The following is a 12,962-nucleotide window of genomic DNA, read 5'->3' as shown; positions in this document are numbered from 1 at the left end:
CCAATAAGAAAAAAGAGGACGCAAAGGGATGGAACAGCGCAAACGCATCACAACCCTGGGTTCATTGGCCCTGCTCGCCGTGGTCGGCAGCAGTGGCGCGCAAGCTGCCGAGGCATTTTCCAGCGAGTCGAAATGGATGACCGGCGATTGGGGCGGTACCCGCACCGAGCTGCTGAACAAGGGTTACGACTTCACCCTGGACTACGTGGGCGAGGTAGCCGGGAATTTGCACGGCGGGTACAACCACGACAAAACCGCGCGCTACAGCGACCAGTTTGCCTTGGGCGCGCACCTGGATCTGCAAAAGATCCTCGGTTGGCACGACGCCGAGTTCAAGCTGGCGATCACCGAGCGCAGCGGTCGCAACCTGTCCAACGATCGTATCAGCGACCCGCGTGCCGGCCAGTTCAGTTCGGTGCAGGAGGTGTGGGGCCGTGGCCAGACTTGGCGTCTGACGCAGATGTGGGTCAAGCAGAAATATTTCGATGGCGCGCTGGATGTGAAGGTAGGCCGCTTCGGTGAGGGCGAAGACTTCAACAGCTTCCCCTGCGACTTCCAGAACCTGGCCTTCTGCGGATCGCAAGTGGGCAACTGGGTGGGCGGCATCTGGTACAACTGGCCGGTCAGCCAGTGGGCGTTGCGGGTCAAGTACAACATCACGCCGGAGTTCTTCGTTCAGGTCGGCGCCTATGAACAAAACCCGTCGAACCTGGAGACTGGCAACGGCTTCAAACTCAGTGGCAGTGGCACCAAGGGTGCGATCTTGCCGGTAGAGATGGTCTGGCAGCCCAAGCTCAATGACCTGCCGGGGGAATACCGCCTGGGTTATTACTACAGCACCGCCAAAGCCGATGACGTGTACGACGACATTAATGGCAACCCGCAGGCCCTCACTGGCGAGGCCTTCAAGTCGCACTCGAGCAAGCATGGCTGGTGGGTGGTGGCGCAGCAGCAGGTCACCGCCCATGGCGGCGATGCCAACCGAGGCCTGAGCCTGTTCGCCAACTTCACCGTGCATGACAAAGCCACCAACGTGGTCGACAACTACCAACAGGTGGGCCTGGTCTATAAAGGCGCCTTCGACGCCCGGCCCAAGGACGACATAGGCTTTGGCGTGGCGCGCATTCATGTCAACGATGATGTGAAGAAACGCGCTCAGTTGCTCAATGCCCAGAGCGGTATCGACGATTACGACAACCCAGGGTTCGTGCCGGTACAGCGTGCTGAGTACAACGCAGAGCTTTATTACGGCTTCCATGTCACCAACTGGCTGACCGTGCGGCCCAACCTTCAATACATCAAGCACCCAGGTGGCGTCGACGATGTGGACAGCGCACTGGTCGCGGGGTTGAAGATTCAGTCGTCATTCTAAGGCCAATTGTTGTAAATTTACGCCAATCCAACTTCGGCTCCCGGCACCCACTGGCTTGCAGTGGGTGCCGGGGATGGGCTGAGGTAGCGCTATCTCAAACAACAAGAGCTTGGAACCATGCCTGAACATCCGCTCCATCGCTTCTTTTCCTCGCAGCGGCCCCGGCCGACTTTCGAGTGGGAGCGTTATCAGCAGCGCGATGTGCTGATCATCGATCACCCCCGTTGCCAGGCAGTGTTCAGCCGCCAGGGCGCCCAACTGCTGCATTTTCAGCCGGCCGGCGAGCGGCCGTGGTTGTGGTGCGCCGAGCAGTGGCCGCAAGTGGGTGCCATTCGCGGTGGGGTGCCAGTGTGTTGGCCCTGGTATGGCCGCCACCCCAGCGAGGACCTGTGGCCCGCCCACGGCTGGGCGCGCTTGCTGGACTGGAAGCTGGTAGACAGCCGGGAGGACGAGCAGGGCGTCAGCCTTAAGTGGCGGCTGGACTTGTGCGATTGGCAGGTCGACCTGCATGCCAAGCTTGGCAGCCGCATGGAACTGAGCCTGAGCACCGAGCATCAGGACAGCGAACCTTGCCAGTTGAGCCATGCGCTGTTGGCTTACTGGCGTATCAGTGACGTTTCCGAGATAGCGCTATCTGGCCTGGAAGACATCGAAGGTTACGACCGCCTGAGCCGTCAGGCCTGCCGTGAAGAAGGCGCCTTGAAGCTCAAGGGCGGCTGCCAGAAAGTCTACCCAGGCACGCCGCGCGTGCAGTTGCAGGACCCGGCATGGCAGCGCGAGCTGTGCATCGATACCGGTGACAGCCACGATACCGTGGTCTGGCACCCAGGTAATCGGCCATTGATGGGCGTCACTGGCCGTGAGTGTCAGGGTTTCGTCTGTGTCGAGGCCGCCAGCGGCAGTGGCGAGGGCCTGAGCCTGGCGCCAGGGCAGCGAGCGCATCTGCGGCTGCAGGCGCACAGGCTCAGTTGAGTTCGTCGTCCTCTACCGGGTAGCGGCTAGCGTTGAGGCTCTCTTTGATCTTGCGCAGGTGCGGCTGGAAGTCCACACCGCGGCGCAGGGTCATGCCAGTGGCCAGTACGTCGAGCACGGTCAGCTGGATGATTCGCGAGGTCATCGGCATGTAGATGTCGGTGTCCTCAGGCAGCGGAATATGCAGGCTCAGGCTGCAGGCCTGGGCAAGGGGCGAGCCGGCAGCAGTCAGGCCCAGTACCGAAGCGCCGTTTTCCCGTGCCAGGCGCGCCACGTCGACCAGCTCGCGGGTGCGCCCGGTGTAAGAAATGATCACGAACAGGTCGCCGGTATGGGCCACCGAAGCCAACATGCGTTGCATCAGCACATCGGCGTGGGCCGATACCGCCAGGTTGAAGCGGAAAAACTTGTGCTGGGCGTCCAGGGCCACCGGTGCCGAGGCGCCGAGGCCGAAGAAGTGAATCTGCCGGGCCTGGATCATCATGTCCACGGCGCGGCTGACTTGTTGCGGGTCCAGTTGCTGGCAGGCACTGTCGAGCGAGGCGATGGCGCTGCCGAAAATTTTCTGGGTATAGGCGGCCGGATCATCGTCGGCTTCAACTGCCCGGCTTACGTAAGCTGCACCACTGGCCAGGCTCTGCGCCAGTTGCAGCTTGAGCTCCGGGTAGCCGCTGACACCAAATGAGCGGCAAAAGCGGTTGACGGTCGGTTCGCTGACCTTGGCCGCCTGGGCCAGCGCGGCGATGCTGAAACGGGTGGCTTGTTGCGGGTTGAGCAGGATGACTTCGGCGACTTTGCGTTCGGCCTTGTTCAGCTCGTCGAGGCGGCCCTGGATTTGTTCCAGGAGGTTTCGCACGCGGTCCATGGGTGTGTCCTTGGGTCGGGAAGACAGCCGGCTGAGGGAGCAGCAGGCTTTTTGCACGGTCGTCTATCGTACTGTCGGTGCGGTTGACGTACCACTTGTCTGTAGAGTTTGTGTTTAATGTTGTGGTTTTTACTACATTATCCCTTGAAAACCGTGTTTGAAAGCGGTATTCCTAGACCAACTTTAGGAAAGAACCAACATCATGGCTGCGATCAGTGTCGAACCTTGCACCTTTGCCCTGTTTGGCGCCCTTGGCGACCTGGCATTGCGCAAGCTGTTTCCTGCGCTCTATCAGCTTGACCGTGCCAACCTCCTGCATGCGGACACCCGCTTGCTGGCGCTGGCACGAGAGGCGGGCAGCGTCGAGGAGCACCTCAATACCATCGAAGCGCATCTACGCCGGCATGTAGCCGAGGCCGATATCGAGCCGGCGGCGATGGGGCGTTTCCTCGGCCGTTTGCATTATGTGCACCTGGACTTCCTGCAACCTGAGGGCTACCAGGCGCTGGCCGAGCAACTGAACGCCGAGCAACCATTGATTGCCTACTTCGCCACGGCGGCGGCGGTTTACGGGGCAATCTGCGAGAACCTCGACAAAGCAGGCCTTGCTGCTCGCACCAGGGTCGTGCTGGAAAAGCCCATTGGCCATGACCTTGAATCGTCGCGGCGGGTCAACGACGCTGTAGCGCGCTTCTTCCCGGAAAACCGGGTATATCGCATCGACCACTACCTGGGCAAAGAGACGGTGCAAAACCTGATCGCGCTGCGCTTTGCCAACAGCCTGTTCGAAACCCAGTGGAATCAGAATTCCATTTCCCACGTGGAAATCACCGTTGCAGAGAAGGTCGGCATCGAGGGCCGTTGGGGCTACTTCGACAAAGCCGGTCAGTTGCGCGACATGATTCAGAACCACTTGCTGCAACTGCTCTGCCTGATCGCCATGGACCCACCGAGCGAGCTGTCGGCCGACAGTATTCGTGACGAGAAGGTCAAGGTGCTCAAGGCACTGGCTCCGATCACTGGCGAGGGTTTGAGCACCAGCGTGGTGCGTGGCCAATACATCGCAGGCTACAGCGACGGCAAGCCCGTGCCGGGCTACCTGGAGGAAGACAACGCAAACGCCCAGAGCGACACCGAAACCTTCGTCGCCCTGCGCGCGGACATTCGCAACTGGCGTTGGTCCGGTGTGCCGTTCTACCTGCGTACTGGCAAGCGTATGCCGCAAAAACTGTCGCAGATCGTCATTCATTTCAAGGAGACGCCGCACTACATCTTCGCCCCGGAACAGCGTTTGCAGGTTGGCAACAAGCTGATCATCCGCCTGCAACCGGACGAAGGTATCTCTTTGCGCGTGATGACCAAGGAGCAGGGGCTGGACAAGGGCATGCAACTGCGCAGTGGCCCGTTGCAGCTGAATTTTTCCGACGCCTGGCGCAGTACGCGGATTCCCGATGCCTACGAACGCTTGCTGTTGGAAGTGATGCGCGGCAATCAGAACCTGTTCGTGCGCAAGGACGAAATCGAGTACGCCTGGAAGTGGTGTGACCAACTGATCGCCGGCTGGCGTAACGCGGGCGATGCGCCCAAGCCCTACGCAGCAGGTTCCTGGGGGCCGATGAGCTCGATTGCATTGATTACCCGAGACGGGAGGTCGTGGTATGGCGATATCTGAATTGAAGCTGCCGGCAGCGGTGCAGGTGCACGAGCTGGCAGAAGCCAAGTTACTGGCCGCTACCCTGGCCCACGATGTGGCCGAGCGACTGCGCGCAGCCATCGCCAGCAAAGGCCAAGCCTGCGTGGTGCTGTCCGGTGGCCGTAGCCCGGTACCATTTTTGGAACAACTGGCCGGTGAACAACTGGACTGGGCCAAGGTTACCGTCAGCTTGGCTGATGAGCGTTGGGTGCCGGTTGAGCATGCTGACAGCAACGCAGGGCTATTGGCACGTCACCTGTTCCAGGGGGCAGCGGCCAAGGCTCGCTTCATTGGCCTGTACCAGCAGGCCGAACATCTCGATGCGGCGGCCTTGAGCGCTGACCAGGCCTTGGCAGATCTGCCGCCCATCGACGTTCTGGTGCTGGGCATGGGCGACGATGGCCATACCGCCTCACTGTTTCCCAACAGCCCGAATCTGGCCGAAGGCCTAGACCTGAACAGCAAGCGCCGATGCCTGCCGATGCTCGCCCCGAGCGTGCCGCACCAGCGGCTATCGCTTACCCGCGCCATGCTTGCCAGTGCAGCGTTCACTGCGCTGTCTGTGCAAGGGCCGGGCAAACTCGCTACCCTGCGCGCCGCGCTGGCGGGCAACGACCTTGCGCAAATGCCGATTCGCGCCTTTCTTCACGACCCCCTGAGCATCTACTGGTGCCCATGAGCCAAGGATCCACTGTCATGACCACCCTTGAACGCCCACAGCCAAAGCTTTCGATGGCAGATAAAGCCGCCAGGATCGATGCCATCTGCGAGCAGGCGCGTATCCTGCCGGTAATCACCATCGCCCGTGAGCAAGACATTCTGCCGCTGGCCGATGCCCTGGCTGCTGGTGGTATCCGCACCCTGGAGGTGACCTTGCGCTCCCAGCATGGCCTGAAGGCCATCCAGGTGCTGCGCGAGCAACGCCCGGAACTGTGCATCGGTGCCGGCACCGTGCTCGATCGCAGTATGTTCGCTGCTGTAGAGGCTGCGGGTGCGCAATTCGTCGTTACCCCAGGCATCACCCAGGACATCCTTGAAGCGGGCGTGGACAGCGAAATTCCGCTGTTGCCAGGCATCAGCACGCCATCGGAAATCATGATGGGCTACGCCCTGGGTTATCGCCGCTTCAAGCTGTTCCCAGCGGAAATCAGCGGCGGGGTGGCCGCGATCAAGGCCTTCGCCGGCCCATTCGGCGATATACGCTTCTGCCCAACCGGCGGCGTTAACCCAGCCAACGTGCGCAATTACATGGCGTTGCCCAATGTGATGTGCGTGGGCGGCACCTGGATGCTCGATAGCAGCTGGATCAAGAATGGTGACTGGGCACGGATCCAGGCCTGCAGCGCCGAGGCGATTGGGTTGCTGGACGCCAACTGAATTTGATTTGTTGTGTGCTTTACGGCTTATGGGGCGCTTGGTCGGCGCCTCTTTTTTTTGCCTGCAGATTTTTGGCGCCTGGGAGACCGAGCGCCGCCCGCGCGGCGCATCGCGAGCTGCGCTCGCTCCTACGTTTGTTTCGGGCCAATTATGCCTGCGGGATTTGCGCGCGAACGCCTTGGCGCATGACGCAATATCGCGTCGTACAAACAAGGCGGTCGCGCGCGCCTGTCACAGGCGTTACTGGCCCGAAACAGACGTAGGAGCGAGCGCAGCTCGCGATGCGCCGCGCGGGCGGCGCTCGGTCTCCCAGGCGCCAAAAATCTGCAGGCAAAAAAAAGAGGCGCCGACCAAGCGCCCCATAAGCCGTAAAGCACACAACAAATCAAATTCAGTTGGCGTCCAGCAACCCAATCGCCTCGGCGCTGCAGGCCTGGATCCGTGCCCAGTCACCATTCTTGATCCAGCTGCTATCGAGCATCCAGGTGCCGCCCACGCACATCACATTGGGCAACGCCATGTAATTGCGCACGTTGGCTGGGTTAACGCCGCCGGTTGGGCAGAAGCGTATATCGCCGAATGGGCCGGCGAAGGCCTTGATCGCGGCCACCCCGCCGCTGATTTCCGCTGGGAACAGCTTGAAGCGGCGATAACCCAGGGCGTAGCCCATCATGATTTCCGATGGCGTGCTGATGCCTGGCAACAGCGGAATTTCGCTGTCCACGCCCGCTTCAAGGATGTCCTGGGTGATGCCTGGGGTAACGACGAATTGCGCACCCGCAGCCTCTACAGCAGCGAACATACTGCGATCGAGCACGGTGCCGGCACCGATGCACAGTTCCGGGCGTTGCTCGCGCAGCACCTGGATGGCCTTCAGGCCATGCTGGGAGCGCAAGGTCACCTCCAGGGTGCGGATACCACCAGCAGCCAGGGCATCGGCCAGCGGCAGAATGTCTTGCTCACGGGCGATGGTGATTACCGGCAGGATACGCGCCTGCTCGCAGATGGCATCGATCCTGGCGGCTTTATCTGCCATCGAAAGCTTTGGCTGTGGGCGTGCAAGGGTGGTCATGACAGTGGATCCTTGGCTCATGGGCACCAGTAGATGCTCAGGGGGGCGTGAAGAAAGGCGCGAATCGGCATTTGCGCAAGGTCGTTGCCCGCCAGCGCGGCGCGCAGGGTAGCGAGTTTGCCCGGCCCTTGCACAGACAGCGCAGTGAACGCTGCACTGGCAAGCATGGCGCGGGTAAGCGATAGCCGCTGGTGCGGCACGCTCGGGGCGAGCATCGGCAGGCATCGGCGCTTGCTGTTCAGGTCTAGGCCTTCGGCCAGATTCGGGCTGTTGGGAAACAGTGAGGCGGTATGGCCATCGTCGCCCATGCCCAGCACCAGAACGTCGATGGGCGGCAGATCTGCCAAGGCCTGGTCAGCGCTCAAGGCCGCCGCATCGAGATGTTCGGCCTGCTGGTACAGGCCAATGAAGCGAGCCTTGGCCGCTGCCCCCTGGAACAGGTGACGTGCCAATAGCCCTGCGTTGCTGTCAGCATGCTCAACCGGCACCCAACGCTCATCAGCCAAGCTGACGGTAACCTTGGCCCAGTCCAGTTGTTCACCGGCCAGTTGTTCCAAAAATGGTACCGGGCTACGGCCACCGGACAGCACCACGCAGGCTTGGCCTTTGCTGGCGATGGCTGCGCGCAGTCGCTCGGCCACATCGTGGGCCAGGGTAGCGGCCAGTAACTTGGCTTCTGCCAGCTCGTGCACCTGCACCGCTGCCGGCAGCTTCAATTCAGATATCGCCATACCACGACCTCCCGTCTCGGGTAATCAATGCAATCGAGCTCATCGGCCCCCAGGAACCTGCTGCGTAGGGCTTGGGCGCATCGCCCGCGTTACGCCAGCCGGCGATCAGTTGGTCACACCACTTCCAGGCGTACTCGATTTCGTCCTTGCGCACGAACAGGTTCTGATTGCCGCGCATCACTTCCAACAGCAAGCGTTCGTAGGCATCGGGAATCCGCGTACTGCGCCAGGCGTCGGAAAAATTCAGCTGCAACGGGCCACTGCGCAGTTGCATGCCCTTGTCCAGCCCCTGCTCCTTGGTCATCACGCGCAAAGAGATACCTTCGTCCGGTTGCAGGCGGATGATCAGCTTGTTGCCAACCTGCAAACGCTGTTCCGGGGCGAAGATGTAGTGCGGCGTCTCCTTGAAATGAATGACGATCTGCGACAGTTTTTGCGGCATACGCTTGCCAGTACGCAGGTAGAACGGCACACCGGACCAACGCCAGTTGCGAATGTCCGCGCGCAGGGCGACGAAGGTTTCGGTGTCGCTCTGGGCGTTTGCGTTGTCTTCCTCCAGGTAGCCCGGCACGGGCTTGCCGTCGCTGTAGCCTGCGATGTATTGGCCACGCACCACGCTGGTGCTCAAACCCTCGCCAGTGATCGGAGCCAGTGCCTTGAGCACCTTGACCTTCTCGTCACGAATACTGTCGGCCGACAGCTCGCTCGGTGGGTCCATGGCGATCAGGCAGAGCAGTTGCAGCAAGTGGTTCTGAATCATGTCGCGCAACTGACCGGCTTTGTCGAAGTAGCCCCAACGGCCCTCGATGCCGACCTTCTCTGCAACGGTGATTTCCACGTGGGAAATGGAATTCTGATTCCACTGGGTTTCGAACAGGCTGTTGGCAAAGCGCAGCGCGATCAGGTTTTGCACCGTCTCTTTGCCCAGGTAGTGGTCGATGCGATATACCCGGTTTTCCGGGAAGAAGCGCGCTACAGCGTCGTTGACCCGCCGCGACGATTCAAGGTCATGGCCAATGGGCTTTTCCAGCACGACCCTGGTGCGAGCAGCAAGGCCTGCTTTGTCGAGGTTCTCGCAGATTGCCCCGTAAACCGCCGCCGCCGTGGCGAAGTAGGCAATCAATGGTTGCTCGGCGTTCAGTTGCTCGGCCAGCGCCTGGTAGCCCTCAGGTTGCAGGAAGTCCAGGTGCACATAATGCAAACGGCCGAGGAAACGCCCCATCGCCGCCGGCTCGATATCGGCCTCGGCTACATGCCGGCGTAGATGCGCTTCGATGGTATTGAGGTGCTCCTCGACGCTGCCCGCCTCTCGTGCCAGCGCCAGCAAGCGGGTGTCCGCATGCAGGAGGTTGGCACGGTCAAGCTGATAGAGCGCAGGAAACAGCTTGCGCAATGCCAGGTCGCCAAGGGCGCCAAACAGGGCAAAGGTGCAAGGTTCGACACTGATCGCAGCCATGATGTTGGTTCTTTCCTAAAGTTGGTCTAGGAATACCGCTTTCAAACACGGTTTTCAAGGGATAATGTAGTAAAAACCACAACATTAAACACAAACTCTACAGACAAGTGGTACGTCAACCGCACCGACAGTACGATAGACGACCGTGCAAAAAGCCTGCTGCTCCCTCAGCCGGCTGTCTTCCCGACCCAAGGACACACCCATGGACCGCGTGCGAAACCTCCTGGAACAAATCCAGGGCCGCCTCGACGAGCTGAACAAGGCCGAACGCAAAGTCGCCGAAGTCATCCTGCTCAACCCGCAACAAGCCACCCGTTTCAGCATCGCCGCGCTGGCCCAGGCGGCCAAGGTCAGCGAACCGACCGTCAACCGCTTTTGCCGCTCATTTGGTGTCAGCGGCTACCCGGAGCTCAAGCTGCAACTGGCGCAGAGCCTGGCCAGTGGTGCAGCTTACGTAAGCCGGGCAGTTGAAGCCGACGATGATCCGGCCGCCTATACCCAGAAAATTTTCGGCAGCGCCATCGCCTCGCTCGACAGTGCCTGCCAGCAACTGGACCCGCAACAAGTCAGCCGCGCCGTGGACATGATGATCCAGGCCCGGCAGATTCACTTCTTCGGCCTCGGCGCCTCGGCACCGGTGGCCCTGGACGCCCAGCACAAGTTTTTCCGCTTCAACCTGGCGGTATCGGCCCACGCCGATGTGCTGATGCAACGCATGTTGGCTTCGGTGGCCCATACCGGCGACCTGTTCGTGATCATTTCTTACACCGGGCGCACCCGCGAGCTGGTCGACGTGGCGCGCCTGGCACGGGAAAACGGCGCTTCGGTACTGGGCCTGACTGCTGCCGGCTCGCCCCTTGCCCAGGCCTGCAGCCTGAGCCTGCATATTCCGCTGCCTGAGGACACCGACATCTACATGCCGATGACCTCGCGAATCATCCAGCTGACCGTGCTCGACGTACTGGCCACTGGCATGACCCTGCGCCGCGGTGTGGACTTCCAGCCGCACCTGCGCAAGATCAAAGAGAGCCTCAACGCTAGCCGCTACCCGGTAGAGGACGACGAACTCAACTGAGCCTGTGCGCCTGCAGCCGCAGATGCGCTCGCTGCCCTGGCGCCAGGCTCAGGCCCTCGCCACTGCCGCTGGCGGCCTCGACACAGACGAAACCCTGACACTCACGGCCAGTGACGCCCATCAATGGCCGATTACCTGGGTGCCAGACCACGGTATCGTGGCTGTCACCGGTATCGATGCACAGCTCGCGCTGCCATGCCGGGTCCTGCAACTGCACGCGCGGCGTGCCTGGGTAGACTTTCTGGCAGCCGCCCTTGAGCTTCAAGGCGCCTTCTTCACGGCAGGCCTGACGGCTCAGGCGGTCGTAACCTTCGATGTCTTCCAGGCCAGATAGCGCTATCTCGGAAACGTCACTGATACGCCAGTAAGCCAACAGCGCATGGCTCAACTGGCAAGGTTCGCTGTCCTGATGCTCGGTGCTCAGGCTCAGTTCCATGCGGCTGCCAAGCTTGGCATGCAGGTCGACCTGCCAATCGCACAAGTCCAGCCGCCACTTAAGGCTGACGCCCTGCTCGTCCTCCCGGCTGTCTACCAGCTTCCAGTCCAGCAAGCGCGCCCAGCCGTGGGCGGGCCACAGGTCCTCGCTGGGGTGGCGGCCATACCAGGGCCAACACACTGGCACCCCACCGCGAATGGCACCCACTTGCGGCCACTGCTCGGCGCACCACAACCACGGCCGCTCGCCGGCCGGCTGAAAATGCAGCAGTTGGGCGCCCTGGCGGCTGAACACTGCCTGGCAACGGGGGTGATCGATGATCAGCACATCGCGCTGCTGATAACGCTCCCACTCGAAAGTCGGCCGGGGCCGCTGCGAGGAAAAGAAGCGATGGAGCGGATGTTCAGGCATGGTTCCAAGCTCTTGTTGTTTGAGATAGCGCTACCTCAGCCCATCCCCGGCACCCACTGCAAGCCAGTGGGTGCCGGGAGCCGAAGTTGGATTGGCGTAAATTTACAACAATTGGCCTTAGAATGACGACTGAATCTTCAACCCCGCGACCAGTGCGCTGTCCACATCGTCGACGCCACCTGGGTGCTTGATGTATTGAAGGTTGGGCCGCACGGTCAGCCAGTTGGTGACATGGAAGCCGTAATAAAGCTCTGCGTTGTACTCAGCACGCTGTACCGGCACGAACCCTGGGTTGTCGTAATCGTCGATACCGCTCTGGGCATTGAGCAACTGAGCGCGTTTCTTCACATCATCGTTGACATGAATGCGCGCCACGCCAAAGCCTATGTCGTCCTTGGGCCGGGCGTCGAAGGCGCCTTTATAGACCAGGCCCACCTGTTGGTAGTTGTCGACCACGTTGGTGGCTTTGTCATGCACGGTGAAGTTGGCGAACAGGCTCAGGCCTCGGTTGGCATCGCCGCCATGGGCGGTGACCTGCTGCTGCGCCACCACCCACCAGCCATGCTTGCTCGAGTGCGACTTGAAGGCCTCGCCAGTGAGGGCCTGCGGGTTGCCATTAATGTCGTCGTACACGTCATCGGCTTTGGCGGTGCTGTAGTAATAACCCAGGCGGTATTCCCCCGGCAGGTCATTGAGCTTGGGCTGCCAGACCATCTCTACCGGCAAGATCGCACCCTTGGTGCCACTGCCACTGAGTTTGAAGCCGTTGCCAGTCTCCAGGTTCGACGGGTTTTGTTCATAGGCGCCGACCTGAACGAAGAACTCCGGCGTGATGTTGTACTTGACCCGCAACGCCCACTGGCTGACCGGCCAGTTGTACCAGATGCCGCCCACCCAGTTGCCCACTTGCGATCCGCAGAAGGCCAGGTTCTGGAAGTCGCAGGGGAAGCTGTTGAAGTCTTCGCCCTCACCGAAGCGGCCTACCTTCACATCCAGCGCGCCATCGAAATATTTCTGCTTGACCCACATCTGCGTCAGACGCCAAGTCTGGCCACGGCCCCACACCTCCTGCACCGAACTGAACTGGCCGGCACGCGGGTCGCTGATACGATCGTTGGACAGGTTGCGACCGCTGCGCTCGGTGATCGCCAGCTTGAACTCGGCGTCGTGCCAACCGAGGATCTTTTGCAGATCCAGGTGCGCGCCCAAGGCAAACTGGTCGCTGTAGCGCGCGGTTTTGTCGTGGTTGTACCCGCCGTGCAAATTCCCGGCTACCTCGCCCACGTAGTCCAGGGTGAAGTCGTAACCCTTGTTCAGCAGCTCGGTGCGGGTACCGCCCCAATCGCCGGTCATCCATTTCGACTCGCTGGAAAATGCCTCGGCAGCTTGCGCGCCACTGCTGCCGACCACGGCGAGCAGGGCCAATGAACCCAGGGTTGTGATGCGTTTGCGCTGTTCCATCCCTTTGCGTCCTCTTTTTTCTTATTGGTGATGTAGACGGT

General features: G+C 61.1%; 12 protein-coding genes. 6 read left to right on the top strand and 6 right to left on the bottom strand.

Translation table 11 applies throughout. The features are described 5' to 3' along the window. Positions 1–28 precede the first annotated feature (28 nt). A complete protein-coding gene (locus J5M56_RS21105; RefSeq protein ID WP_207937709.1) occupies positions 29–1,372 on the top strand; it encodes a carbohydrate porin in 1,344 nt (447 codons plus the stop codon). A gap of 117 nt (positions 1,373–1,489) precedes the next feature. After that, complete coding sequence (locus J5M56_RS21100; protein ID WP_060480156.1) at positions 1,490–2,344, top strand: D-hexose-6-phosphate mutarotase; 855 nt, start codon at positions 1,490–1,492, stop codon at positions 2,342–2,344. Here the strand turns inward: J5M56_RS21100 and hexR (J5M56_RS21095) are convergent. Next, positions 2,337–3,200 carry a DNA-binding transcriptional regulator HexR gene (gene hexR / locus J5M56_RS21095; RefSeq protein WP_186477796.1) on the bottom strand — a complete coding sequence of 288 codons (864 nt, stop codon included), beginning with the start codon at positions 3,198–3,200 and terminating at the stop codon, positions 2,337–2,339. The two genes, J5M56_RS21100 and hexR (J5M56_RS21095), sit on opposite strands and share 8 nt — an antisense overlap. A gap of 211 nt (positions 3,201–3,411) precedes the next feature. On the opposite strand from hexR (J5M56_RS21095), the gene zwf (J5M56_RS21090) reads away from it, so the two are divergent. Genes zwf (J5M56_RS21090) through J5M56_RS21080 form a run of 3 tightly spaced genes read left to right on the top strand, consistent with a single transcriptional unit; the run spans position 3,412 to position 6,279 of the window. Continuing rightward, entirely contained in the window at positions 3,412–4,881 is a 1,470-nt protein-coding gene (zwf, locus tag J5M56_RS21090; protein WP_186477733.1) for a glucose-6-phosphate dehydrogenase, read from the top strand. Next, positions 4,868–5,581: a 6-phosphogluconolactonase gene (pgl, locus tag J5M56_RS21085; protein ID WP_060480153.1), complete on the top strand. Its 714-nt coding sequence runs from the start codon at positions 4,868–4,870 to the stop codon at positions 5,579–5,581. Before zwf (J5M56_RS21090) ends, pgl (J5M56_RS21085) begins: the two co-directional genes overlap by 14 nt. Before the next feature lie 17 nt (positions 5,582–5,598). Further along, entirely contained in the window at positions 5,599–6,279 is a 681-nt protein-coding gene (locus J5M56_RS21080; protein WP_060480152.1) for a bifunctional 4-hydroxy-2-oxoglutarate aldolase/2-dehydro-3-deoxy-phosphogluconate aldolase, read from the top strand. Between the two features lie 391 nt (positions 6,280–6,670). Here the strand turns inward: J5M56_RS21080 and J5M56_RS21075 are convergent, their stop codons facing one another. The 3 genes from J5M56_RS21075 to zwf (J5M56_RS21065) are packed head-to-tail and all read right to left on the bottom strand — an operon-like array spanning position 6,671 to position 9,538. Continuing rightward, complete coding sequence (locus J5M56_RS21075) at positions 6,671–7,351, bottom strand: bifunctional 4-hydroxy-2-oxoglutarate aldolase/2-dehydro-3-deoxy-phosphogluconate aldolase (RefSeq protein ID WP_207937711.1); 681 nt, start codon at positions 7,349–7,351, stop codon at positions 6,671–6,673. A 17-nt stretch (positions 7,352–7,368) separates the two neighbouring features. After that, a complete protein-coding gene (gene pgl, locus J5M56_RS21070; protein ID WP_207937710.1) occupies positions 7,369–8,082 on the bottom strand; it encodes a 6-phosphogluconolactonase in 714 nt (237 codons plus the stop codon). Further along, positions 8,069–9,538, bottom strand: a complete 1,470-nt coding sequence (gene zwf / locus J5M56_RS21065; protein WP_186477733.1) for a glucose-6-phosphate dehydrogenase — start codon at positions 9,536–9,538, stop codon at positions 8,069–8,071. The genes pgl (J5M56_RS21070) and zwf (J5M56_RS21065) overlap by 14 nt, the downstream gene beginning before the upstream one ends. A 202-nt stretch (positions 9,539–9,740) precedes the next feature. On the opposite strand from zwf (J5M56_RS21065), the gene hexR (J5M56_RS21060) reads away from it, so the two are divergent. After that, positions 9,741–10,613: a DNA-binding transcriptional regulator HexR gene (gene hexR, locus J5M56_RS21060; protein WP_060480155.1), complete on the top strand. Its 873-nt coding sequence runs from the start codon at positions 9,741–9,743 to the stop codon at positions 10,611–10,613. Here the strand turns inward: hexR (J5M56_RS21060) and J5M56_RS21055 are convergent. Both J5M56_RS21055 and J5M56_RS21050 read right to left on the bottom strand, forming a co-directional pair. Further along, a complete protein-coding gene (locus J5M56_RS21055; RefSeq protein WP_060480156.1) occupies positions 10,606–11,460 on the bottom strand; it encodes a D-hexose-6-phosphate mutarotase in 855 nt (284 codons plus the stop codon). The two genes, hexR (J5M56_RS21060) and J5M56_RS21055, sit on opposite strands and share 8 nt — an antisense overlap. A 117-nt stretch (positions 11,461–11,577) precedes the next feature. Continuing rightward, on the bottom strand, positions 11,578–12,921 hold the full coding sequence (locus J5M56_RS21050; protein WP_207937709.1) for a carbohydrate porin: 1,344 nt from the start codon (positions 12,919–12,921) through the stop codon (positions 11,578–11,580). Positions 12,922–12,962: the final 41 nt, after the last annotated feature.

It is taken from the genome of Pseudomonas sp. 51_B (assembly GCF_017491595.1).
In the GTDB taxonomy this organism is placed as follows: domain Bacteria; phylum Pseudomonadota; class Gammaproteobacteria; order Pseudomonadales; family Pseudomonadaceae; genus Aquipseudomonas; species Aquipseudomonas promysalinigenes.
Note: the sequence above shows the minus strand (reverse complement) of the source record. Positions and strands in the feature narration are given on the sequence as shown.

What these genes read in the sequence shown, in the direction of transcription:
- zwf (WP_186477733.1), bottom strand. Translation starts at nt 9,538, where the DNA reads ATGGCTGCGATCAGTGTCGAACCTTGCACCTTTGCCCTGTTTGGCGCC.
- J5M56_RS21055 (WP_060480156.1), bottom strand. Translation starts at nt 11,460, where the DNA reads ATGCCTGAACATCCGCTCCATCGCTTCTTTTCCTCGCAGCGGCCCCGG.
- J5M56_RS21105 (WP_207937709.1), top strand. Translation starts at nt 29, where the DNA reads ATGGAACAGCGCAAACGCATCACAACCCTGGGTTCATTGGCCCTGCTC.
- J5M56_RS21050 (WP_207937709.1), bottom strand. Translation starts at nt 12,921, where the DNA reads ATGGAACAGCGCAAACGCATCACAACCCTGGGTTCATTGGCCCTGCTC.
- zwf (WP_186477733.1), top strand. Translation starts at nt 3,412, where the DNA reads ATGGCTGCGATCAGTGTCGAACCTTGCACCTTTGCCCTGTTTGGCGCC.
- pgl (WP_207937710.1), bottom strand. Translation starts at nt 8,082, where the DNA reads ATGGCGATATCTGAATTGAAGCTGCCGGCAGCGGTGCAGGTGCACGAG.
- pgl (WP_060480153.1), top strand. Translation starts at nt 4,868, where the DNA reads ATGGCGATATCTGAATTGAAGCTGCCGGCAGCGGTGCAGGTGCACGAG.
- J5M56_RS21100 (WP_060480156.1), top strand. Translation starts at nt 1,490, where the DNA reads ATGCCTGAACATCCGCTCCATCGCTTCTTTTCCTCGCAGCGGCCCCGG.
- hexR (WP_060480155.1), top strand. Translation starts at nt 9,741, where the DNA reads ATGGACCGCGTGCGAAACCTCCTGGAACAAATCCAGGGCCGCCTCGAC.
- J5M56_RS21080 (WP_060480152.1), top strand. Translation starts at nt 5,599, where the DNA reads ATGACCACCCTTGAACGCCCACAGCCAAAGCTTTCGATGGCAGATAAA.
- J5M56_RS21075 (WP_207937711.1), bottom strand. Translation starts at nt 7,351, where the DNA reads ATGACCACCCTTGCACGCCCACAGCCAAAGCTTTCGATGGCAGATAAA.